This is a genomic window from Microbacterium sp. NPDC080220 (assembly GCF_040686395.1).
In the GTDB taxonomy this organism is placed as follows: Bacteria; Actinomycetota; Actinomycetes; order Actinomycetales; family Microbacteriaceae; genus Microbacterium; species Microbacterium gawkjiense.
In genome coordinates this window covers 1-22,899 of the sequence record NZ_JBFBOP010000001.1, presented here as the reverse complement: position 1 = coordinate 22,899, position 22,899 = coordinate 1, and the positions used below count along the sequence as shown (strand labels likewise).

At 71.4% G+C, this 22,899-nt stretch carries 23 protein-coding genes; 2 read left to right on the top strand and 21 right to left on the bottom strand.

What is annotated here, in order from left to right; all coding sequences use genetic code 11:
- Positions 1 to 7 precede the first annotated feature (7 nt).
- From acs to pyrR, 12 genes are all read right to left on the bottom strand, one after another.
- The gene (gene acs, locus AB0P29_RS00115; protein ID WP_363377579.1) at positions 8 to 2,026 is read right to left on the bottom strand and encodes an acetate--CoA ligase; all 2,019 of its coding nucleotides are present in this window, start codon (positions 2,024 to 2,026) and stop codon (positions 8 to 10) included.
- Positions 2,023 to 2,847, bottom strand: coding sequence for an ABC transporter permease (locus tag AB0P29_RS00110; protein ID WP_363377577.1), 825 nt, complete (start codon positions 2,845 to 2,847; stop codon positions 2,023 to 2,025). Before AB0P29_RS00110 ends, acs begins: the two co-directional genes overlap by 4 nt.
- A 2-nt stretch (positions 2,848 to 2,849) precedes the next feature.
- Positions 2,850 to 3,872 carry an aliphatic sulfonate ABC transporter substrate-binding protein gene (locus tag AB0P29_RS00105; protein ID WP_363377575.1) on the bottom strand — a complete coding sequence of 341 codons (1,023 nt, stop codon included), beginning with the start codon at positions 3,870 to 3,872 and terminating at the stop codon, positions 2,850 to 2,852.
- Positions 3,869 to 4,708, bottom strand: coding sequence for an ABC transporter ATP-binding protein (locus tag AB0P29_RS00100; RefSeq protein ID WP_363377573.1), 840 nt, complete (start codon positions 4,706 to 4,708; stop codon positions 3,869 to 3,871). The genes AB0P29_RS00105 and AB0P29_RS00100 overlap by 4 nt, the downstream gene beginning before the upstream one ends.
- Positions 4,709 to 4,784: 76 nt before the next feature.
- Entirely contained in the window at positions 4,785 to 5,681 is an 897-nt protein-coding gene (gmk, locus tag AB0P29_RS00095) for a guanylate kinase (protein WP_253035578.1), read from the bottom strand.
- Positions 5,674 to 6,537, bottom strand: coding sequence for an orotidine-5'-phosphate decarboxylase (gene pyrF, locus AB0P29_RS00090; RefSeq protein ID WP_363377569.1), 864 nt, complete (start codon positions 6,535 to 6,537; stop codon positions 5,674 to 5,676). Before pyrF ends, gmk begins: the two co-directional genes overlap by 8 nt.
- A complete protein-coding gene (gene carB, locus AB0P29_RS00085; protein WP_363377567.1) occupies positions 6,534 to 9,821 on the bottom strand; it encodes a carbamoyl-phosphate synthase large subunit in 3,288 nt (1,095 codons plus the stop codon). The genes pyrF and carB overlap by 4 nt, the downstream gene beginning before the upstream one ends.
- A complete protein-coding gene (gene carA, locus AB0P29_RS00080; RefSeq protein WP_253035575.1) occupies positions 9,814 to 10,977 on the bottom strand; it encodes a glutamine-hydrolyzing carbamoyl-phosphate synthase small subunit in 1,164 nt (387 codons plus the stop codon). The genes carB and carA overlap by 8 nt, the downstream gene beginning before the upstream one ends.
- Positions 10,974 to 11,507 carry a hypothetical protein gene (locus AB0P29_RS00075; protein ID WP_363377565.1) on the bottom strand — a complete coding sequence of 178 codons (534 nt, stop codon included), beginning with the start codon at positions 11,505 to 11,507 and terminating at the stop codon, positions 10,974 to 10,976. Before AB0P29_RS00075 ends, carA begins: the two co-directional genes overlap by 4 nt.
- Positions 11,504 to 12,808 (bottom strand): dihydroorotase, encoded by a 1,305-nt coding sequence (locus tag AB0P29_RS00070; RefSeq protein WP_359918725.1) that lies wholly within the window; start codon positions 12,806 to 12,808, stop codon positions 11,504 to 11,506. The genes AB0P29_RS00075 and AB0P29_RS00070 overlap by 4 nt, the downstream gene beginning before the upstream one ends.
- On the bottom strand, positions 12,805 to 13,776 hold the full coding sequence (locus AB0P29_RS00065) for an aspartate carbamoyltransferase catalytic subunit (protein ID WP_217531931.1): 972 nt from the start codon (positions 13,774 to 13,776) through the stop codon (positions 12,805 to 12,807). The genes AB0P29_RS00070 and AB0P29_RS00065 overlap by 4 nt, the downstream gene beginning before the upstream one ends.
- On the bottom strand, positions 13,773 to 14,303 hold the full coding sequence (gene pyrR / locus AB0P29_RS00060; RefSeq protein WP_217531933.1) for a bifunctional pyr operon transcriptional regulator/uracil phosphoribosyltransferase PyrR: 531 nt from the start codon (positions 14,301 to 14,303) through the stop codon (positions 13,773 to 13,775). The genes AB0P29_RS00065 and pyrR overlap by 4 nt, the downstream gene beginning before the upstream one ends.
- A 108-nt stretch (positions 14,304 to 14,411) precedes the next feature.
- Here pyrR and AB0P29_RS00055 point away from each other — a divergent pair, with 108 nt between their 5' ends.
- A complete protein-coding gene (locus AB0P29_RS00055) occupies positions 14,412 to 14,930 on the top strand; it encodes a hypothetical protein (RefSeq protein WP_363377562.1) in 519 nt (172 codons plus the stop codon).
- Between the two features lie 166 nt (positions 14,931 to 15,096).
- Positions 15,097 to 15,909 (top strand): DUF559 domain-containing protein, encoded by an 813-nt coding sequence (locus AB0P29_RS00050; protein ID WP_253035570.1) that lies wholly within the window; start codon positions 15,097 to 15,099, stop codon positions 15,907 to 15,909.
- Between the two features lie 115 nt (positions 15,910 to 16,024).
- Here AB0P29_RS00050 and nusB read toward each other — a convergent pair whose 3' ends face one another.
- The 9 genes from nusB to mltG form a co-directional block, all read right to left on the bottom strand.
- A complete protein-coding gene (gene nusB, locus AB0P29_RS00045) occupies positions 16,025 to 16,432 on the bottom strand; it encodes a transcription antitermination factor NusB (protein WP_064002078.1) in 408 nt (135 codons plus the stop codon).
- A gap of 7 nt (positions 16,433 to 16,439) precedes the next feature.
- Positions 16,440 to 17,000, bottom strand: a complete 561-nt coding sequence (efp, locus tag AB0P29_RS00040; protein WP_363377560.1) for an elongation factor P — start codon at positions 16,998 to 17,000, stop codon at positions 16,440 to 16,442.
- A 91-nt stretch (positions 17,001 to 17,091) separates the two neighbouring features.
- On the bottom strand, positions 17,092 to 17,535 hold the full coding sequence (locus AB0P29_RS00035) for a type II 3-dehydroquinate dehydratase (RefSeq protein WP_363377558.1): 444 nt from the start codon (positions 17,533 to 17,535) through the stop codon (positions 17,092 to 17,094).
- Positions 17,536 to 17,544: 9 nt separating this feature from the next.
- The gene (locus AB0P29_RS00030; protein ID WP_363377556.1) at positions 17,545 to 18,078 is read right to left on the bottom strand and encodes a GNAT family N-acetyltransferase; all 534 of its coding nucleotides are present in this window, start codon (positions 18,076 to 18,078) and stop codon (positions 17,545 to 17,547) included.
- Positions 18,075 to 19,154 (bottom strand): 3-dehydroquinate synthase, encoded by a 1,080-nt coding sequence (gene aroB / locus AB0P29_RS00025; protein WP_064002082.1) that lies wholly within the window; start codon positions 19,152 to 19,154, stop codon positions 18,075 to 18,077. Before aroB ends, AB0P29_RS00030 begins: the two co-directional genes overlap by 4 nt.
- On the bottom strand, positions 19,151 to 19,696 hold the full coding sequence (locus AB0P29_RS00020) for a shikimate kinase (RefSeq protein ID WP_363377554.1): 546 nt from the start codon (positions 19,694 to 19,696) through the stop codon (positions 19,151 to 19,153). The genes aroB and AB0P29_RS00020 overlap by 4 nt, the downstream gene beginning before the upstream one ends.
- On the bottom strand, positions 19,683 to 20,909 hold the full coding sequence (aroC, locus tag AB0P29_RS00015; protein ID WP_363377552.1) for a chorismate synthase: 1,227 nt from the start codon (positions 20,907 to 20,909) through the stop codon (positions 19,683 to 19,685). Before aroC ends, AB0P29_RS00020 begins: the two co-directional genes overlap by 14 nt.
- A 4-nt stretch (positions 20,910 to 20,913) precedes the next feature.
- Positions 20,914 to 21,744, bottom strand: coding sequence for a shikimate dehydrogenase (locus AB0P29_RS00010; protein WP_363377550.1), 831 nt, complete (start codon positions 21,742 to 21,744; stop codon positions 20,914 to 20,916).
- Positions 21,744 to 22,899, bottom strand: a 1,156-nt coding sequence (gene mltG / locus AB0P29_RS00005) for an endolytic transglycosylase MltG (protein WP_363377548.1), incomplete at its 5' end; no start/stop codon positions are given. The genes AB0P29_RS00010 and mltG, both read right to left, overlap by 1 nt.

Below are 22,899 nucleotides of genomic sequence, written 5' to 3'. Positions count from 1 at the left end.
CCGCGTGTCAGGCCGCGGCGAGGGCGGCGGCGATCTTTGCGACGGCGTCGGGGTTCTGCAGCGACGTGGTGTCGCCGAGCGGCGCGGGTTCGCGGCCGGCACGGCGGTCCTGCTCCGCCTGCCACAGCTGGGCGAGCAGGCGGCGGAGGATCTTGCCGGAACGGGTCTTCGGCAGGTCCGGGACGACGAGCACATGGCGGGGCTTGGCGACCGGCCCGATCTCGCGCGCGACGTGCGCGCGGAGGTCGGCGGCATCCGGCTCCCCCGCCCCGGACGGGACGACGAAGGCCGCGACCGCGTGGCCGGTCACGGGATCGGCGACACCCGTCGTGCCCGCCTCGCCCACCGTCTCGTGCGCCACGAGCACCGATTCGATCTCGATCGTCGACAGACGGTGACCGGAGACGTTCACGACGTCGTCGAGTCGTCCGAGGATGCGGATGTGGCCGTCGGCGTCGCGGGTCGCGCCGTCGCCGGCGACGTAGTAGCCGCCGTACTCCCCGTGCCCGGCGTAGGCCGACCAGTACGCGTCGCGGTAGCGGTCCGGGTCCCCCCAGACGGTCCGCGCCATGCCCGGCCAGGGCCGCCGCACGACGAGCGTGCCCGAGCGTCCCGCCGGGACCTCGCGGCCCTCGTCGTCCACGACGGCCGCGTCGATCCCCGGCAGCGGGACGGTCGCGGAGCCGGGCTTCAGGGTCGTGACGCCGGGCAGCGGGGCGATCATCGCCGCACCGGTCTCGGACTGCCACCATGTGTCGACGACGGGCACCTCGTCGCGGCCGAACGTGCGACGGAACCACACCCACGCGGCGGGGTTGATCGCCTCGCCCACGGTGCCGAGCAGGCGGATGCTCGACAGATCGTGGCCCGCGGGGAGCGCGTCGCCGAACCACGTCATGAAGGTGCGGATGAGGGTGGGCGCCGTGTAGTAGACGGTCACGCCGTAGCGCTCGATGATCTCGAGGTGACGCTCGCGGTGCGGCGCATCGGGGGTGCCCTCGTAGATGACCTGGGTGAGGCCATTCGAGAGCGGGCCGTAGATCTCGTAGGTGTGCGCGGTGACCCAGGCGAGGTCGGCGGTGCACCAGTGCACGTCGTCGGGCTTCGCGTCGAAGTGGGCCCAGTGCGCCCAGCTCGCGTGCGTGAGGTACCCGCCCGAGGTGTGCACGAGACCCTTCGGCCTGCCCGTCGTGCCGGAGGTGTAGATGATGAAGAGCGGATGCTCCGCTTCGAACGCCGACGCCACGTGGACGGACGGCGCGGTGTCGACCACGTCGTGCCACCAGACGTCGCGACCCGGGGTCCACGCGACCTCGTCGCCGGTGCGCCGGACGACCAGCACGTGCTCGAGGGCCGGAAGTCCCGCAGCCGCGGTGTCGGCGGCGGACTTCACCTCAACCGCTCCCCCGCGGCGGAACTGCCCGTCGCTCGTGACGAGCAGTTTCGCGCCCGTGTCTTCGAGGCGGAACCGCAGGGCCTCGGCCGAGAACCCGCCGAAAACGAGCGAGTGCACCGCTCCGACACGCGCGCAGGCGAGCGCGATAACGACCGTCTCGACGAGAACCGGCAGGTAGACGACGACGCGATCGCCCGGACCGACGCCGAGCCCTTCCAGCGCGTTCGCCGCCTGGGAGACGCGGCGCAGCAGATCGGCGTAGGTGACGGTCGTGCGGTCGCCGGGCTCACCCTCGAAGTGCAGGGCCACCTTGTCGCCGCGACCGGCGGCGACGTGACGGTCGACGCAGTTCACGGCGACGTTCAGGGTGCCCCCGTCGAACCAGCGGGCGACCGGGACGGCGAGTGTGCCGTCGTCGGAGCGGGCGGGGGGCTGCCAGTCGAGCGCGGTGTGCCAGGGGGTCGTCCAATCCAGGCGCCGCGCGGCGCGCTCCCAGAAGGCCAGGGGATCCGCGGCAGCCTCCCCGTACGCATCGGCGGTCACGTTGGCCTGCGCGGCGAACGTGGGCGGCGCCGGGTAGGCACGGGTCTCGACGAGGCGCAGCTCGTCGTCTGCGGTCGTCGACGTCATGACCACTTCCTCAGGACACGGCGCTGGAGCAGGGTGACGAGCGCGTTCGAGAGCACCCCGAGGCCCGCCAGGATGACGATCGCCAGGAAGATGCGGTCGACGCGTCCTGTGCTCTGCGAATCGGTGAGCAAGTATCCGAGACCCATCGAGGCGGAGATGAGCTCCGCGGCGACGAGGAACAACCACGCCTGCGCGAGCGCCAGGCGCAGACCCGAGACGAGGGACGGGACGGTCGCGGGCAGCTGGACCGTGCGGAACAGCTCCCACCCGCGGAGACCGAACGAACGCGCCATCTCGACGAGATGCGGATCCACATGGCGGAGGGCGCCCGCAACGGTCGTGAAGACCGGGAAGAACGCGCCGATCGCCACCAGCGTCACCTTCGGCTCCTCGCCGATGCCCATCCACAACAGCAGGAGCGGCACCAACGCCAGCGACGGGATCGCGCGGAAACCCGCGAGGATCGGGCTGAGGAGGACGTCCCCGGAACGGGTCAGCCCGACGACCGCGGCGACGGCGAGGCCCACGACCGACCCGACCGCGAAGCCGAGGACGACGCGCTGCACCGAGATCGCGATATGACGCCAGAGCGTGCCGTCCTCGGCGAGACGGACCGCCGCGTTCACCACGTCGACTGGGGCCGGCAGGCGATAGGTCGGGATCACCCCGAACGCCGTCACCGCCTGCCACAGCGCGAGGAGGGCGACGGGGACGACGAGACCGCCTACGACGCGGACGCTCGTGCGGGACCAGAACGGCCGCACCGCCGCCGCGCCCGAGGGCGCCGCGGCGGTGGTGGTCGCCTCTGCGGAGGCCGTCACGATCAGCCCGCGGCCTTCTCGGCGAACGTCGGCTCGATGATCGTGTCGAGCGCCGTGTCCACGGCATCCTGCCCACCGGTCACCGCGTCGGAGTCGACGAGCACCGGAGCGATCTTCTTCAGGACCGCCAGCTGGGCGTCGCCGGGGATGCCGCTGACGTCGAGGTTCGAGCGCTCGGAGATGACGGTGGTCGCGACGACGGGGTCGATCCCGGCGACCTCGGCGAGGAGCGCTGCGGTCTCGTCTGGGTTCGCCAGAGCCCACTCGCGGGCTTCCTCGTACGCATTGACGACGACCTGCGCGACGTCGGCGTGGTCGGTGAGGAACTCCTCGGTCGCGTTGAGGAAGCCGTACGAGTTGAAGTCGACGTTCCGGTAGATCAGCTTGTCGCCCGATTCGACCTCGGCGGCCGCCATGATCGGGTCGAGACCGGCCCACGCGTCGACCGATCCGCCGTCGAGGGCCGAGCGGCCGTCGGCGTGCTGCAGGTTCTGCACCTCGACGTCCGAGACGCCGAGTCCGGCCGTCTCGAGCGCCTGCAGCAGGAAGAAGTACGGGTCGGTGCCGCTGGTGGCCGCGACCTTCTTGCCCTTCAAGTCGGCGATCGAGGTGATGTCGCTGTCGGGGCCGACGACGATCGCCGACCATTCGGGCTGCGAGTAGACGTTGATGACCTTGATCGGCGAACCGTTGGCGCGGGCCAGCAGCGCGGCGGAGCCGGCCGTGGAGCCGACGTCGAGCGAACCGGCGCGCAGCAGCTCGTTGGCCTTGTTCGACCCGGCGGACTGCGTCCACTCGACGTCGACGTCGTCGCCGAGCGCCTTCTCGATGAGGCCCTGGTCCTTCACGACGAGGCTCAGCGGGTTGTAGGTCGCGAAGTCGATCGACAGCGTGTCGGTGGACCACTCCCCCGTGCTCTCGGTGGTGGAGGCGGCGTTCTCGCCGGCCAGGCACCCCGTGGCCATGAGCATCACCGCTCCCGCCACGACGATCGTGGGGACGGTGCGGCGGATGACGGTGCTCATCGGGTCTCCTGAGGGGTCGAGCGGTGGGTGTCGACGCCGAGTCCGTCGAGGAGCTCGGCGCGGAGGTCCGTGAAGCCGCGATCGGCGCGGTCACGGGGGCGGATGCCGGGAACCTCGATCACGCGTGCGATCGAGGATTCCCGGGATCCGGCGTCGATCGCGCGCAGCTGCAGCACGCGGTCGGCGAGGTAGAGGGCCTCCTCGACGTCGTGCGTCACGAGGACGACGGTCGTCGGTTCGGCGGAGTGGATGTCGAGGAGGAGATCCTGCATCCGCAGCCGCGTGAGCGCGTCGAGGGCGCCGAACGGCTCGTCGAGCAGCAGCACCTCGGGTCCGCGGGCGAGGGCGCGCGCGAGGGATGCGCGCTGCGCCATCCCCCCGGAGACCTCGCTCGGTCGACGCGTCGCGGCGGAGGTCAGCCCCACGAGGTCGAGCAGCTCGGCGACGCGGGCTCTCGTCGCGGCGCGCGCGGTGCCGCGCGGCATCCCGAGTTCGACGTTCTCGGCGATGCTGCGCCACGGCAGGAGGCGCGGCTCCTGGAAGGCCACGGCGGTGCGCTCGTCGGTGTCGCGGAGCGGCGTGCCGTCGACGGTCACCGACCCCGCGGTCGGGGTGTCGAGGCCTGCCAGCAGACGCAGGAGCGTGGACTTGCCGCACCCGGACGGACCGACCACGGCGACGATCTCCCCGGGGTCGATCGTCAGGTCGACGCGCCGGAGCACCGAGACGGCGCCGTTCGCGCCGGCGAAGGTGCGTTCCACACCCGCGAGCGACACCGCCCCGGGTGCCGAGGCAGGACTCGACGCAGGCGCGGTGGCGGTCAGGACGGTGGACATGCGTCCAGCTTTCCGGACCGCCGCCGTCCCGCCTCATCGGCTGTAACGGTCTGAAACGAATCGTTCCCAGCGGGCGTCAGCGGGCGAGGTCCGCCACTTCGGCGGCAGCCCGGGCGACGTCGTCGTTCACGACGCGGTAGTCGAACTCGCCCTGCGAGGCCAGCTCGACCCGGGCGGTCTTCAGGCGGCGTGCCCGCTCCTCCTCGCCCTCGGTGCCCCGCCCCACGAGGCGGTTCACGAGCTCGTCCCAGCTCGGCGGCAGAAGGAAGACGAGCGTCGCGTCCGGCGCGGCGGCCCGCACCTGACGCGCACCCTGCAGGTCGATCTCGAGCAGCACCGTCCGTCCTTCGGCGAGGGCGGCGTCGATGGGACGACGCGGCGTGCCGTACCGGTAGGCGTTGTGGACCGTCGCGTGCTCGAGGAGCTCGCCGTCGCGCACCATCCGGTCGAACTCCGCGTCGTCGACGAAGAAGTAGTGCTCCCCCTCGACCTCGCCCGGCCGGGGCGGCCGCGTCGTGGCCGAGACCGACAGCAGGATCTCGGGGTGGTGCTCCTTGATGTGCGCGGCGACGGTGCCCTTGCCGACCGCGGTCGGGCCGGCCAGGACGATCAGCCGACTGCGCTCGGCGCGCGCGCGGGGCTCGGGCAGCCGGCGGTCGAGGTACTCCTGCAGCACCTGGCGCTGACGGATGCCGAGACCGCCGATCTTCTTCACCGGTGCGATCTGCAGGTCGGTCAGGATCCGGTCGCGCTTGCCCTCGCCGATGGCGGGGATCGCGGTCAGGAATTCGGTCACGCGCATGGCGGCCGCCGCGGACTGGGGCTCGGCCCACGCGCGTCGCAGGAGGTCCTGCGGGCTGATGACGCGCGTCGAGACGTCGCGCTTGAGCGCGGCGCGCTCGCGGCGTGCCGCGACGGCGCGTCGCGATGCGGCGGCGCGGTCGACCTCGGGAGGGGTGCGGGAGTCAGGCATGTCGTGCGTCCTGGAGTTCGGAGTTGTGGGTGTCGATGGCCGCGCCGATTCCGCCGGGACCCGCGCCGAGGATGCTGCGGCTCGCACTGGCGAGCACCTGCGGTGCGAGCGGACCGAACCGCTCGGTGAGGTCGCGCAGGCGGGCACCCTGCGCGCCGAACCCCGGGGCGAGGATCGATGCGCGATGCAGCGAGGCATCCGACAGTCCGAGGTCGGCGCGTTCCACTGTAGCCCCGACGACGAACCCCACCGGCCCGAACCTGTCGTCCCCGACGACGGCCGAGGCGTTGGCGGCTCCGGCACGCTGGGCGACCCAGTCGGCCACCGTCTGGCCGCGCTCCGCGTCGACGGCCGTGACCTCGGCGGATTGGAGGCCGGCCGCCTCGGGGTTGCTCGTCGCGGCGAGGACGTACACGCCCTTGCCCGCACGCACGGCGGTCGCGATCGTGCCGCGCAGCGAGTCCGGGCCGAGGTATGGGCTGACCGTCACGGCATCCGATTCCAACGGGGACCCGGCTGCGAGCCACGCCTCGGCGTAGCCGTCCATCGTCGTGCCGATGTCGCCGCGCTTGGCGTCGGCGATCACGACGAGGCCCGCCGCGCGCGCCGTGCCGATGACCTCCTCGAGGGCGGCGAACCCGGCCGACCCGTAGCGCTCGAAGAACGCCACCTGCGGCTTCACAACGCTGACGCGGGTGCGCGCGGCATCCACCACCCGCAGGCCGAACTCGCGGACACCCGCAGCGGATGCCGGGAGCCCCCACGCGTCCAGGAGGGACGCGTGGGGGTCGATCCCGACGCACAGCGGGCCGCGGGCGTCGACCGCCGCGGCCAGCCGTGAACCGAATGAGGTCACACCGCCGCCTTCCGGTCGGCGGCGTACTCCTGGAGGCTCCGAACCGCGAAGCCCTCGCGGAGGACCGGCATGGCCGACACCGCGGCACCGAGGACGGCCATCGTCGTGAACAGCGCCTTGTCGGCGGCCACGGCGGCGGCGCGGATCTCGTACCCGTCGGCGCGGGCGATGCCGCCCGAGGGCGTGTTCACGACGATGTCGATCTCGCCGGCGTTGATGAGGTCGACGACGTTCGACTCACCGGAGTCCTGCGTCTCGGAGTACTTCGAGACGACCTCCACCCGGATGCCGTTGCGGGCGAGGATCTCGGCCGTACCCTCGGTGGCGATGAGCGTGTAGCCGAGCTCCTGCAACCGGTGGGCGGGCAGGATGACGGCGCGCTTGTCGTCGTCGGCGACCGACAGGAACACGGTGCCCGAGGTCGGCATCCCGCCGTACGCGGCCGCCTGGCTCTTCGCGAACGCCGTCGGGAAGTCCCGGTCGATGCCCATGACCTCGCCGGTCGAGCGCATCTCGGGGCCGAGCACGGAGTCCACCGTGCGACCGTCCGCGGTCCGGAACCGCTTGAACGGCAGCACGGCCTCCTTGACGGCGACCGGAGCGTCCAGCGGCACCCGCGAGCCGTCCTGCTCGGGCAGGAGACCCTCGGCGATCAGCTCGGCGATCGACGCGCCCGCCATGATGCGGCTGGCGGCCTTGGCCATCGGGATGCCGAGGGCCTTGGACACGAACGGCACGGTGCGCGATGCGCGCGGGTTGGCCTCGATGACGTACAGGACGCCGGCCGAGACCGCGAACTGCACGTTCAGCAGGCCACGCACCCCGACGCCCTCGGCGATCGCGTGGGTCGCGGTGCGCACGCGGTCGATCTCGCCGCGTCCGAGCGACATCGGCGGCAGGGTGCACGACGAGTCGCCGGAATGGATGCCGGCCTCCTCGAGGTGCTCCATGACGCCGCCGATGTAGAGCTGCTCGCCGTCGAAGAGCGCGTCGACGTCGATCTCCACGGCGTCGTCGAGGAAGCGGTCCACGAGCAGCGGCGCGTCCTCGCGGATGATCGCCTGGTCGGCGATGCGGACGAAGTAGTCACGCAGGCTCTCGGTGTCGTAGACGATCTCCATGCCGCGTCCGCCGAGCACGAAGCTCGGGCGCACCAGGACGGGGTACCCGATCTCCTCGGCGATCGCGATAGCGCCCGCCTCGTCGGTGGCCGTCCCATGACGCGGCGCGGTGAGACCCGCGCGGTCGAGCAGCTGCGAGAAGAGCTCTCGCTCCTCCGCGATGTCGATCGCGGCGGGCTTCGTGCCGAGGATCGTGTAGCCCGCGGCCTCGATCCCCTTCGCGAGTCCGAGCGGGGTCTGACCGCCGAGCTGGCAGACGACGCCGACGATCTCGCCTGACTGCGCCTCGGCGTGCAGGACCTCGAGGACGTCCTCGAGCGTGAGCGGCTCGAAGTAGAGCCGGTCGCTCGTGTCGTAGTCGGTCGAGACCGTCTCGGGGTTGCAGTTGACCATGATGGTCTCGAATCCGGCATCCGACAGCGCGAAGGACGCGTGGACGCACGAGTAGTCGAACTCGACGCCCTGGCCGATGCGGTTCGGGCCCGAGCCGATGATGACGACCTTGCGGCCCTCGCTCGGCGTGACCTCGGTCTCGCGGTCGTACGAGGAGTAGTGGTACGGCGTGAGGGCCGGGAACTCCCCCGCGCACGTGTCGACGGTCTTGTAGACCGGGCGCAGTCCGATGCCGTGACGGATGCCGCGCACCTCCGCTTCGCCGAGGCCGCGGATCTCCGCGGTCTGGGCGTCGCTGAAGCCGTGGTCCTTCGCGAGGCGCAGGACGTCCTCGGTCAAGTCGTCGGCCTCGCGGATGTACTCGGCCACCTCGTTGATGAGGATCATCTGGTCGAGGAACCACGGGTCGATCGCCGTTGCCTCGAACGCCTGCTCGAGCGTCGCGCCCTTGCGCAGCGCCTGCTGCAGCACGACGATCCGGCCGTCGGTCGGGGTCTTCGCGATCTCGAGGAGCTCCTCCACCGAGCGCTCCTCGGGGCCCCAGTGGAAGCTCGAGCCGCGCTTCTCGAGGGAGCGCAGGGCCTTCTGCAGGGCGGTCGTGTAGTTGCGGCCGATCGCCATCGCTTCACCGACCGACTTCATGGTGGTCGTGAGCGTCGTGTCGGCGGCGGGGAACTTCTCGAAGTTGAAGCGGGGCACCTTGACGACGACGTAGTCGAGCGTCGGCTCGAAGCTCGCGGGCGTCGCCTTCGTGATGTCGTTCGGCACCTCGTCGAGGCGGTAGCCGATCGCGAGCTTCGCGGCGAGCTTGGCGATCGGGAAGCCGGTCGCCTTCGAGGCGAGCGCCGACGAGCGCGAGACACGCGGGTTCATCTCGATGACGATGATGCGGCCGGTCTGCGGGTCGACGGCGAACTGGATGTTGCAGCCACCGGTGTCGACGCCGACGGCGCGGATGATGTCGATGCCGATGTCGCGGAGCTTCTGGTACTCCCGGTCGGTGAGAGTCAGCGCCGGCGCCACGGTGATCGAGTCGCCCGTGTGCACGCCGACCGGGTCGACGTTCTCGATCGAGCAGACGACGACTGTGTTGTCGGCGGTGTCGCGCATGAGCTCGAGCTCGTACTCCTTCCAGCCGAGGATCGACTCCTCCAGGAGCACCTCGGTCGTGGGAGAGTCGCGCAGACCCGCGCCGCCGATGCGGCGGAGGTCCTCCTCGTCGTACGCGAAGCCGGAGCCCAGCCCGCCCATCGTGAAGGAGGGACGGACCACGAGCGGGTACCCGAGCTCGGCGGCACCGGCGAGCAGGTCGTCCATGGTGTGCGCGATGACGCTGCGGGCGACATCGGCGCCGGACTCGAGGACGAGCTCCTTGAAGACCTGCCGGTCCTCGCCCTTGCGGATGGCGTCGACCTTCGCGCCGATGAGCTCGACGCCGTACTTCTCGAGGATGCCGCGGTCGTGCAGCGCCATCGCGGCGTTGAGCGCCGTCTGGCCGCCGAGGGTCGGCAGGATCGCGTCGGGCTTCTCCTTGGCGATGATCGTCTCGATGACCTCGGGGGTGATCGGCTCGACGTAGGTGGCGTCGGCGAAGTCGGGGTCGGTCATGATCGTCGCGGGGTTCGAGTTGACGAGGATGACGCGCACGCCCTCCTCGCGGAGGACCCGGCACGCCTGGGTGCCGGAGTAGTCGAACTCGCAGGCCTGACCGATGACGATCGGGCCCGATCCGATGACGAGGACGCTGTTGATGTCGTCGCGCTTAGGCATTCTGGGTCGTCTCCTGAGTGGCGATCACGAGGTCGCGGAAGCGGTCGAAGAGATAGTTGGCGTCGTGCGGGCCGGCGGCGGCCTCGGGGTGGTACTGCACGCTGAACGCCGGGAGATCGAGGGCACGCAGGCCCTCCACCACGTTGTCGTTGAGACCGACGTGGCTCACCTCGACGCGGCCGTAGCCGTTCGGGCTGTCGATGACGCCCTCGATGGGCGCGTCGACGGCGAACCCGTGGTTGTGTGCCGTGATCTCGACGCGACCGGTCGTCTTGTCGAGGACGGGCTGGTTGATGCCGCGGTGCCCGAAGGGCAGCTTGTACGTGCCGAACCCGAGAGCGCGGCCGAACAGCTGGTTGCCGAAGCAGATGCCGAAGAAGGGCAGGCGCGCATCCAGCACCTCGCGCAGCAGCGCGACGTGACGGTCGGATGCCGCGGGGTCGCCGGGGCCGTTCGAGTAGAAGACCGCCACCGGGTCGATCGCCTGGATGTCGGCGAAGGTGATCGACTGCGGGAGGACGTGCACCTCGAACCCGCGGGCGGCGAGGTTGTTCACGGTGGCCTGCTTGACGCCGAGGTCGAGGATCGCGAGGTTGCCGATCTTCTCCCCCACCGCCGGGGTCACCTCGGCGGCGGCGACCGAGACGTCGGCGGACAGGTTCTGTCCGCTCATCTCGGGCGCCTCGCGCACGATGCGCAGCTGCTCGTCGTCGGTGAGGGATGCGGCATCCCCCGAGAACACGCCACCGCGCATCGAGCCGGCGGAGCGGAGCACACGCGTCACCGCACGGGTGTCGACGCCGCTGATCCCGACGATGCCGTCGCGGACGAGGGCGTCTTCGAGCGAGTGGTCGGCGCGCCAGTTCGAGACGATGCGCGACGGGTCGCGGAGGACGTAGCCCGACACCCAGATGCGGCGCGACTCGTGGTCCTCGCCGTTCATGCCGGTGTTGCCGATGTGGGGCGCGGTCTGCAGGACGATCTGACCCGCGTAGGACGGGTCGGTGATCGTCTCCTGGTAACCGGTCATCGCGGTGGCGAAGACGACCTCGCCGAGGGTGGTGCCGCGCGCGCCGTAGGCGTGACCGGGGTGGCGGGAACCGTCTTCGAGGACGAGGACGGCGGGTTCGGGAGCCTGGAATCTCTGAATGCTCATGCGTCGCTTCCGGGAGTCTGCTGGGGGGAGGGGGGAGTGGGGGTGGCGGGGAGGATCCCGGCGATCGCGTCGGCGAGCGAGCGGGCCGAGGTGTCCTGCGGGCGGAGGTAGCTGTCGACGAGAGTGCCCTCGGGCGTCGTCCACGCGACGCGGACGAGCCCGTCGCGCTCGACGACCCGGTCGATGGCGACCGTGGCCTGTCCCGCGTCGACGAGGCGGTCCGCCGCGAGGAAGACGCGCGGCTGGCCGGTCAGATCGAGCGCGACGCCGCGGTCGGTGACGGTGACGTCGACGCGCGAGCGGAAGGCGAGCCCGCGGATCGCGAGCCGCTCGAGCGGCTCGTCGTGGCGCGTCGTCGCGACGTACAGTCCCTCGGACCGCAGTCGCGTCGTGGCGCCGGCCGGCGCCTCGCCGACGGGAGCGGTCAGGCCCGCATCCCGCCGGGATCGTCGTCGCCACGCGAGGAGGCCCGCGAGGATCAGGAGCGCCGCGACCGCCGCCATGATGAGGCCGGCGGCCTCGCGGCTCACGGGGCGACCTCGTCGACGACGACGCCGTCCGCCACGGTCTGTCGCCCGCGGAAGAACGTCGCACGCACCTCGCCCGGCAGCTCCCGCCCGAGGTAGGGCGAGTTGACGCTCCGGCCCCGCAGGTCGTCGGTGCCGAACGCCCGGACCGGGGCCGCATCGTAAAGGGTGAGGGATGCCGGGGCGCCGACCGCGAGCGGCGTGCCGGCGTCGGCGAGGCGGCCGATGCGGGCCGGAGCGGTCGACATGACGCGCGCCACGTCGGCCCACTCCAGCAGACCGGTCTCGATCATCGCGGCGTGGACGACGCGGAGCGCCGATTCGAGCCCCACCATGCCGTTCGCCGCCGCCTGCCACTCGCACGTCTTCGCCTCGGCGGGGTGCGGCGCGTGGTCGGTCGCGACGATGTCGATCGTGCCGTCGGCGAGACCCTCGCGAACGGCCATCACGTCCTCGTCGCGCCGCAGCGGCGGGTTCACCTTGAACCGCGGGTCGTAGCCGCGGACGAGCTCCTCGGTGAGCAGCAGGTGGTGGGGCGTGACCTCGGCGGTCACGTGGATGCCGCGCTTCTTGGCCCACCGGATGAGGTCGACCGATCCCGCGGTGGAGAGGTGGCACACGTGCAGGCGCGATCCGACGTGCTCGGCCAGCAGCACGTCGCGGGCGATGATCGACTCCTCGGCGACCGCCGGCCAGCCGGTCAGCCCGAGCTCCGCCGAGACGGTGCCCTCGTTCATCTGCGCGCCCTCGGTGAGCCGCGGGTCCTGCGCGTGCTGCGCGACGACGCCGTCGAAGGACTTCACGTACTCCAGCGCGCGCCGCATGATGAGCGGGTCGAAGACGCAGAAGCCGTCGTCGCTGAAGACGCGGACGCGGGCACGCGACGACGCCATGGCGCCGAGCTCGGCGAGCCGCTCCCCCTTCTGGCCGACCGTGACGGCGCCGATCGGCTGCACGTGGACGTAGCCCGCGGCCTCGCCGAGGGCGAGCTCCTGTTCGACGACGCCGGCCGTGTCGGCGACGGGTGAGGTGTTCGGCATCGCGAAGACGGTCGTGTAGCCGCCCGCGGCAGCCGCCCGCGATCCGGTGAGGATCGTCTCGGACGCCTCGTAGCCGGGCTCGCGGAGGTGGGTGTGCAGGTCGACGAGTCCCGGCAGCGCGATCAGGCCGTCGGCATCCACCGTCCGCGCCCCGGCGGCACTGAGTCCGGAACCCAGCTCGGCGATGACACCGTCCCGGATCAGGATGTCGGCGGCGATGCCGCCGTCGATCCGCGCTCCGCGGATGAGGGTGGTCTCGGTCATCGGGCCTCCTCCTGTGCGTCGTGGGTGGGTCGCTCCCCCGCCAGGAGCAGGTAGAGCGCCGCCATGCGCACCGACACCCCGTTCGCGACCTGTTCGAGAACGGTCGAGCGTGGCGAATCGGCGGCGTCGGCGGAGATCTCCAGACCCCGGTTCATGGGTCCGGGATGCAGGACAATGCTATCGGTCGGCAGGGCGGCCATCCGCGCGGCATCCAATCCCCAGCGCCGCGAATACTCCCGCTCAGTCGGGAAATAGGCGGCATTCATCCGCTCGAGCTGGATGCGGAGCATCATGACCGCGTCGGGGGCGTCGGCGATGGCCTGATCGAGGTCGTAGAGGACGGTGACCGGCCACGCCGTCACGTCCTGCGGGACGAGGGTCGGCGGCGCGACGAGGGTGACGCGCGCCCCGAGGGTCGTGAGCAGCCAGACGTTCGACCGGGCGACGCGTGAGTGCAGGATGTCGCCGACGATCGCGACGTGCAGGCCCGACAGGTCGCGACCCCGACTGTCGTCGCCGAAGAAGCGCTTGCGGATCGTGAAGGCGTCGAGCAGCGCCTGCGTCGGGTGCTCGTGGGTCCCGTCACCCGCGTTCAGGACGCCGGCGGAGATCCATCCACTCGTCGCGAGCGTGTGGGGGGCACCGGAGGCGCCGTGGCGGATGACGACGGCGTCGGCCCCCATCGCCTGCAGGGTCTGGGCGGTGTCCTGGAGCGACTCGCCCTTGGAGACCGACGACCCCTTCGCGGAGAAGTTGATGACGTCGGCGGAGAGCCGCTTGGCCGCCGCCTCGAAGGAGATGCGGGTGCGGGTCGAGTCCTCGAAGAAGAGGTTCACGACCGTCTTGCCGCGGAGCGTCGGGAGCTTCTTGATCTCGCGCGACTGCGTGTCGCGCATGTCCTCGGCGACGTCGAGGATGCGGAGGGCGTCGGCGCGGCCGAGCGTACGGGTGTCGAGCAGGTGCCTCATGACGCGATCGTCACCTCCTCGGCGCCGTCGACGTCGGCGAGGCGGACGTTGACGCGCTCGTCGCGCGAGCTCGGCAGGTTCTTGCCCACGAAGTCGGGCCGGATCGGCAGTTCGCGGTGACCGCGGTCGACGAGGATCGCGAGCCGCACGGCGGCGGGACGGCCGATGTCCTGCAGCGCGTCGAGCGCCGCGCGGATGGACCGCCCCGAGAAGAGCACGTCGTCGACGAGGACGACGGTCTTGGCGTCGATCCCGCCGGCGGGGATCTCCGTCGGGCGCGGCGTGCGGGTCGGGTTGCGGTGCAGATCGTCGCGATACATGGTCACGTCGAGTGCGCCGACCGGGACGGTGGCCCCGGTGAACGAGGCGATGAGTGACGCGATCCGCTCGGCGAGGGTGACGCCGCGGGTGGGGATCCCGAGGAGCACGAGCCCATCGGGGCCCTTGTTCGACTCGAGGATCTCGTGAGAGATGCGCGTGAGTGCGCGGGCGATGTCGCTGTCGTGCAAGACGATGCGCGAAGTCATCCGCCGCTCCCTTCTCCGCCTCACAGGACGGTGTTAAAGGTTGCTTGTGTGCGACCAGTCTAACGGGGTGCGCCCGCTCGGCATGCCAGGATGACTCCGGGGGAAGACATGGCATCTGTACGCACGACCATCGTGGTGACCGGGACGGTCCTCGTTGTTCTGTACGCGCAGCTGATGTACGTCGTCACCCAGATCCTCACACCGCTGTCGACCGTGCCGGGGCGGACGCTCGACCAGATCGCCGTCGCCGCCGAGGCGGCCGGTGAGCCTGTCTTCACGCCCCTCGCCGTCGCCCTCCCACTCGTCGGGGTCGCGCTGGCGGCGGCCGTCCTCGTCGCCGCGATCATGTTCCCCGTATTCCGGACGGAGTGGGTCGCGCTCGCGTACCTCGCGCTGCTCGTCTGCGGTCTACCCGCCTACGTCGGCGTGGCCTTCGGCGTCGGGATGTCCCTCGGCGACCTCGGTGACGTGCTGCCCATCGACGGCTCGGACTCCGAGGTCGGGCTCGTCCTCGTGAGCACGAGCTTCGTCGCCTGCTTCCTCATCCTCGGCGTCGGGGCGGGGATCCTCGTGCACCGCGCCGGGCGCGGCGTCGGGAAGCTCGCCGCCTTCCGCCCCGCACGCTGAGATCTGCGTTCGCGCGGAGGGATGGCGGCCCGGTCGTCCGCTGGAAGGCCGATCTCCGCTCGGGGGCCGGTCCCTGGGTCCCTCCACACCCGCTGCGGACGGATCACTCGCCCACAACGACGCCCGCGAGCGTGATCGCATGCGGCCATAGGGGCACGCTCGACGGATGGATATCCGCGAATGGGTGCGGCACCGCGGCGGCGTGGTGCGGACCTCAGACCTTCGGGATGCCGGGTTCTCCCGACATCGGATCGGCACGGCGGGCCTGGAACGACCGCGCCGCGGCTGGGTCGCCGAGCAGGGAGCCGATCCGCTCCTCTACAGCGCGGCACGCGCGGGCGTGGTCCTGACGTGCGTCACGCAGGCGCGGCGGCTCGGTCTCTGGACGCTGGCCGGCTCCTCACGGCCGCACGTGGGCGCGCCACCGGCATCCGGTGCCGTTTCTGCTCGCGGCGCGCGCGTCCACTGGGGCGCGCCGCTGATCGCACGCGTGCCGGGCGCGCTGGAGGACCCCATCGAGAACGTCCTCGCGATCGTCGCGGAGTGCCGGCCGTTCGAACAGGCGCTCGCCGTCTGGGACTCCGCGCTGCGGCAGGGCCTGGTGTCCGCGGCGGTCATGCGACGCTACGCCCTCCGTCCGGCCGCGCGGCGCGTGCTCGAGGATGCCTGTGCTCACCTCGATTCCGGCCTCGAGACCTTCGTCTCGGTCCGTCTCCGCTGGATTCCGGCCACCGTCCACCCCCAGGTGTACCTGCACGGTCACCGGGTCGACTTCCTCATCGGGGCCAGGCTCGTGCTGCAGATCGACGGAGGCCATCACGTCGGAGCACAACGCGATGCCGACAACGCGCACGACACCCTCCTCGCCCTGCACGGCTACACCGTGATCCGTGTCGGGTACACCGACGTCGTGGAGCGGTGGCCCGACGTCCAGGATCGGATCCTCCGGGCGCTGGCGCAGGGCCTCCACCTCGCCTGACCGGGCTTCCGTCCGGCGGAGATCTGCGTTCCCGCGGACGGATGCCGCCGCAATCGTCCTCGCGAAGACGGATCTCCGCCCGAGCGCAGCGACGCCGCCCGGCGGCGGCCGGGGGTCAGCTCCGCGCGATGCGGGCGAGCACGCCGTGCACGAACGAGCCGGAGTCGTCGGTCGAGAACTCCTTCGCGAGCTCGACGGCCTCATCGATCGCGACGGCCGTGGGCACGTCGTCGTTGTGGAGGATCTCCCACACGCCGATGCGGAGGATCGCGCGGTCGACCGCCGGCATCCGCTCGAGCTTCCAATCGCGGGCGTGGGTGACGATCTGCTCGTCGATCTCGCTCTGCGTGTCGATGACGCCGTCGACGATCTCGCGCGCGTAGAGCCACGACGCCTCGCGGGCGGGCTCGCTCGCCGCGCGCTTCGCTTCGGCGGCGAGGGTCACGGCGAGGTCGTCGCCGCGGATGTCCGACTGGTACAGGATGTCGAGGGCGCGCTTGCGCGCCTTGCTCCGTGCGCTCATCGGAGGGTCAGTTCACGCGGCCGAGGTAGTCCCCGGTGCGCGTGTCGACCTTGACCTTGGTGCCCTGCTCGACGAAGAGCGGGACCTGGATCTCGTAGCCGGTCTCGAGGGTGGCGGGCTTCGTGCCGGCCGACGAACGGTCGCCCTGCAGGCCCGGCTCGGTGTAGGTGATCTCGAGGACGACCGACGCGGGCATCTCGACGTACAGCGGGTTGCCGTTGTTCAGCGCGATCTGGACCTGCTGGTTCTCGAGCAAGTAGTTCGCGGCGTCACCGACGACCGTCGGGGACACGCTCAGCTGGTCGTAGTCCGACACGTCCATGAAGACGTAGCTGTCACCGTCGTTGTAGAGGTAGGTGAAGTCGCGGCGGTCGACGTTCTCGATCTCGATCTTCGCGCCCGCGTTGTAGGTGCGGTCGACGACCTTGCCCGAGACGACGTTCTTGAGCTTGGTGCGGACGAAGGCACCGCCCTTGCCGGGCTTCACGTGCTGGAACTCGACGACGCTCCAGAGCTGTCCGTCGATGGACAGGACGACGCCGTTCTTGATGTCTGCAGTGGATGCCATGAGAGTGCGGTTTTCCGTTCGATGAGTTCAGGGGCCAGAGCGGCCGACGATCGATTCTACGGGATGCCGCGGCATCCGCCCCGGGAAGCGGTCAGTCCCCGAGCCGCGCGACGAGCGCGCGCGTGGCCTCCGCGTACCCCGCGACGCCACGCCCGACGACATGGACCACCGCGACGTCGGCGACGTAGGAGTGGTGGCGGAACGCCTCGCGCGCCATCACGTCGGAGATGTGCACCTCGGCGACGGGCAGGGCGACACCCGCGAGGGCGTCGCGCAGGACGACGGAGGTGTGGGTGAGGCCGCCCGGGTTGATGACGATGCCGGCGCAGTCCGTGCGGGCCGCGTGGATCGCGTCGATCAGCACACCTTCGTGGTTGCTCTGCACGGCGCGCACCTCGTAGCCGGACTCCGCCGCGGTCCTTGCGACCAGGGATTCGACGTCGGCGAGCGTCTCGGTGCCGTAGACCTCGGGTTCGCGGATGCCGAGCAGGTTCAGGTTCGGTCCGTTGACGAGCAGGAGGCGGCGGGTCGACACGTCAGCACCCTATCGGGCGGCCCTGTGCATCTGGATCTCGAACCCCGCTGCGGTGTCGACGCCGAGCCCCGTCGGCGTGAACGCGAGCCGGCGGTAGGCCGCCTGCGCCCGCGCGTTGTCGGTGTGGACGTCGAGCGTCAGTCCGTTTGCGCCCGCTTCCTCCGCCCACGCCGCGGCCACCTCCACGAGTGCGTCGAGGATGCCGCGGCCGCGGTGATCGGCGTCGACGAAGACCCCGACGAGGTCGGCCTGGGGCGCGTCGACTGCCCGGCCGAGGGTGTCGGTCGAGCCCGCCGCGCGCAGCAGCACGGTCACCGAGCCCACCCACCGCTCCCCCGCGACGGCGACGAACTGCGCGGCGTCTTCGCCCATCGCGGCATCCGCGGTGCGCTGCTGCCAGAAGTCGTCGGCCTGGGCGAGCGCCTCCTCGGCGGTGGAGAGGAAGGCGATCGATGCCACCGGGTCCCGCAGCGCGCGGAGGCGGAGATCGCGGACCTGCCGCCACTCCTGCAGGCGCACCCGCCGGACGACGGCATCCGTCACCCGGCGACCTCCTGGTACGCCGCGAACAGGATCGACTCGTCGGGCGCCTGCATGACGGTGGGCTTGCCGATCGCGTCGAGGACGATGAAGCGCAGCATCCCGCCGCGGGCTTTCTTGTCGCGCTGCATGACGCCGAGCAGGTGCTGCCACCCGTCCATGCGGTAGCTCACGGGGAGCCCGAGCAGATCGAAGATGCGGCGGTGCCGGGCGACGTCCTCGTCGGAGAGGCGGCCGGCGAGGCGCGAGAGCTCCGCGGCGTACATCATGCCGATCGAGATGGCCGCGCCGTGACGCCAGCGGTAGCGCTCGGCGTGCTCGATGGCGTGTCCGAGCGTGTGGCCGTAGTTGAGGATCTCGCGCAGGCCCGCCTCGCGGAAGTCCTCGCTCACGACGCGCGCCTTCATCTCGATGGCGAGCTCGATGCAGCGACGGAACTCCGCCGTCGTCGGGTCGACCGCGGCCTCGGGGTCGCGCTCGACGATGTCGAGGATCTCGGGGAACCAGATGAAGCCCGCCTTGACCACTTCCGCGAAGCCCGCCACGGTCTCGTTGCGGGGCAGGGTGTCGAGCACGTCGAGGTCGCAGATCACCGACCTCGGCGCCCAGAAAGCGCCGACGAGGTTCTTCCCCTCGGCCGTGTTGACCCCGGTCTTGCCGCCGACGGCGGCGTCCACCATGCCGAGGACGGTGGTCGGGATCTGCACGATCTGCACGCCCCGCAGCCAGGATGCCGCGACGAACCCGGCGAGATCGGTGACCGCACCGCCGCCGAAGCCGATGACCGCGTCCGAGCGGGTGAAGTCGGCCTGGCCCATGACCTGCCAGCAGAAGGCGGCCACCTCGATGCGCTTGCCGTCCTCGGCATCGGGCACCTCGGCGGTCAGGACCTCGAGGGTGCCGTCGGCGAGGAGCGTCTCGCGCAGGTCGGCGGCCTTCGCGCCGAGCCGCGGCGTGTGCACGACGAGCACCTTCTTCACCGTGGGCGCGAGGTGCTCGCGGACACCGGCGAGCAGCCCGCGTCCGACGTGGATGTCGTAGGGCGTCGCTCCCGTGACGCTGATGGTGGTGTGGCTCATTCGTGTGCTCCGAGGGGGTCGGCGGAGGGGGCTGCCCACTCCGCGATGGCGGTCACGATGTTCTCGAGCGGGCCCGACGAGGTGTCGAAGGTCGCATCGGCGACCGCCTCGTAGACGGGACGCCGCTCGGCGTAGATCCGCTCCCAGCGGGCGATCGGGGTCTCGTCGCCCGCGGTGAGCAGGGGCCGGGTCGCCGCCTCGCCGAGCCGACGCGCGACGACGCGCGGGGCGACCGTCAGGAGGGCGACCCGGTGCGCCTGCAGCCGCTGCCGGGTGGTCTCGTCGAGCACCGCGCCCCCGCCGAGCGACACGACGCCCCCGGTCTCGAGTGCCGCCGCGACGGCGTCGCGCTCGAGCACGCGGAAGTGACTCTCGCCGTGCGTCGCGAAGATGTCGGCGATCGGGCCGTGCTGACGGACGATCGCGGCGTCGGTGTCGGTGAAGCTGCGGCCCAAGCGCTTCGCGACGCGCTTGCCGACGCTCGTCTTGCCGGCCCCCATGGGGCCGATGAGGACGATCGCCTGGCGCTCAGGCGAGGTCATGCGCGAGCAGCGCCGCCTCTGACGCAGGGGTCGTCTTCAGCGTCTCGGGGATCGCCGCGAGGTAGGTCTCGAGGTTCCGCCGCGTCTCGCGCACGCTGTCGCCGCCGAACTTCTCGAGGACGGCATCGGCCAGGACGATCGCGACCATCGCCTCGGCGACGACGCCGGCCGCGGGGACCGCGCAGACGTCCGAGCGCTGGTGGTGCGCGGCTGCGGTGTCGCCGGTGGCGACGTCGACGGTGCGCAGCGCGTGCGGGACCGTCGCGATCGGCTTCATGCCCGCGCGGACGCGCAGGACGGTGCCCGTCGACATGCCGCCCTCGGTGCCGCCGGCGCGGTCGGACGCGCGGGTGATGCCGTCCGCCGTCGCGAAGAGCTCGTCGTGGGCCGCGGATCCGCGGCGGCGCGTGGTCTCGAACCCGTCGCCGACCTCGACGCCCTTGATCGCATGGATGCTCATGAGCGCCTGGGCGAGCTTGCCGTCGAGGCGGCGATCCCAGTGCACGTGCGAGCCGAGCCCCGGCGGCAGTCCGTAGGCGAGTACCTCGACGATGCCGCCGAGGGTGTCACCGTCCTTCTTGGCGGCATCCACCTCGGCGACCATGCGCTCGGACGTCTGCGGGTCGAAGCAGCGCAGCGGATCGGCATCGAGCGTCGCGACGTCGTCCGGACCGGGGAGCGCGGAACCCTCGGGCACCTGCACGGGACCGATCGACAGGGTGTGGCTGACGAGGCGGATGCCGAGCTCCGAGAGGAATTCGCGGGCGATCGCGCCGAGCGCGACGCGCGCCGCGGTCTCGCGGGCGCTGGCGCGCTCGAGGATGGGGCGGGCCTCGTCGAAGTCGTACTTCTGCATGCCGACGAGGTCGGCGTGGCCGGGACGGGGGCGCGTCAGAGCGGCGCCGCGCCCGCGCGAGCGCTCGGTCATCTCGACCGGCTCGGGGTTCATGACCTCGACCCACTTCGGCCACTCGGTGTTGCCGATGCGCAGGGCGATCGGGCTGCCCAGCGAGAGGCCGTGCCGCACGCCTCCGGAGAGGTTCAGCTCGTCCTCCTCGAACTTCATCCGCGACCCGCGTCCGTAGCCGAGCTTGCGGCGGGCGAGGTCGGCGCGGATCGCGTCGAGCGAGACGGGCACGCCGGAGGGCAGACCCTCCATGATGGCGACGAGTTCGGGGCCGTGGGATTCGCCGGCGGTGAGCACGCGGAGCATTGCTCTAGTCTCCCACGAGCGCGCGGCGCATGACGGCCACCACCTCGTCCTCGCGCGGGAGCGGCTGATCGACGCCCCCCGAGGCGAACGCGCGGATCTGCAGCACGGCCTGATGCAGCAGCATCCCCGCCCCGCCCTGCGCGGGCGCGCCGATGCGGTCCCACGCCCGCGACAGATCCGTCGGCCAGTGGCCGTAGACGACGTCGAGGAGTGCGCCACCGGCGGCGGCGAGACGATCCGCGACGGACTCGTCCACCGAGACGCCGCCGGGGAGCGTCGCGATCGTGACGTCCACGGACGCGTGAGTCGTCGAGTCGAGCGGCACCGCGTCGACGCGGAGCCGGAGCCGCTCCCCCAGGTCCTGCAGCGAGGCGGCCGCGGCGGGACGGCGTGCCGCGATCCACACCCGCTGCACGCCGATCTCCGACAGCGCGACGAGCGCAGCGGATGCCGTCGCCCCCGCACCGACGATGCGCGCCCGGTCGGCGGCCACGACACCGGCCTCCGCCAACGCGGCGACGATGCCCCCGGCATCCGTGTTGAAGGCATGCCACCCGGAGCCGGACCGGACGAGCGTGTTCGCCGCGCCGGTCAGTGCCGCGCGGGCGTCGTGCTGCCCGGCGGCGGCGTAGGCGACGTGCTTGAGGGGCATCGTGAGCGAGAGCCCGCGGTGCTCGGGGCCGAGCGAGGCGAGCTCATCGGCGAAGGAGGCCTCGTCGACCCGCCGCCGACCGTAGGTCCAGTCCCACCCCAGCAGCGCGTAGGCGGCCGTGTGCATCGCCGGCGACAGGCTGTGCCCGATCGGATCGCCCCAGACCTCCAGGGCGGTCGTCATCAGGAGCAGCCTCCGTCGGGGTTGTCCCGGCACCACTGCTGGTATTGCGCGACGGCCTTCTCGTGCTCGGCGAAGGTCGCGGAGAACACGGTCTCGCCGGTGTCGAGGTTGACGGTGACGAAGTACTGCCACGGCCCTTCGGCAGGCTCCAGCGCCGCCTTGATGGCGAGTTCACCGGGGTTGGCGATGGGCGTCACCGGCAGGCCGGGGTTGACGTAGGTGTTCCACGGGTTGTCGTCCTCGAGCTCCTCCGCGCGCGAGCTCGTGCCACCCTCCCGATCGGCGAAGGGGTACTGCGCGGTCGAATCCATCTGCAGCTTGCCATTCGTGTCGCTGATCGACGGGTCAAGCCGATTCTCGATGACGCGCGAGACCTTGTAGAAGTCGTCCTCGTAGCGGGCTTCCTTCTCGATGATCGAGGCGACGGTGAGGATGCGCTCCCGCTGGTCGGCCGGGACGCCGGCATCGTCGAGGGCTGTCACCGTCCGGTCAACCATCGCCTGGATCACCTGCGTCGCCGTGACGTCGGGGTCGAAGGTGTAGGTCGCCGGGAACAGCCAGCCCTCGAGGCTCTGCGCCTTGACACCGTAGGCGGCGGGGTCCTTCACGGCGGCCTCGACGTCCTCGATGGGCAGACCGATGCCCTCGGCGATACGGGGCACCGACTGGGCGACGGTGAGCCCCTCGCGCAGCTGCGCCGTGTACTCCTGCTTGTTCGCGGGATCGAGGAGCGCCGTGAACGCCGCCTCCGAGGTCATCTTCTGCTGCAGCGAGTAGACGCCGGGCTTCAGGACGTTCGGGTCCTCGCCGCTGTCGATCAGGTACGAGTAGAACGCGTCCGAAGTCTTGGTGACACCGGCGTCGAAGAGCGTCTGAGAGATGTCGGCGCCCGTCTGACCCGAGACGATCGTGACACTCGCCTCGCCCTCGGCGAGTCCGGCGTCGAAGTCCTTCGGCTCCTCCCACCCCATGACCGCACGGATCTGGTCCTCGTAGGTGTTCCAGACGTAGAAGCCGCCGGCGACGAGACCGCCGAGGATCGCGAGGACGATTGCGAAGACCCCCCACGCCGCCACGCGGCTCTTGCGCCGGTCGCGGTCGTGGCGGTTCGACGCGGTCGAGGGCGCACCCAGGCCCTTCTCCTCGAAGAGGGCG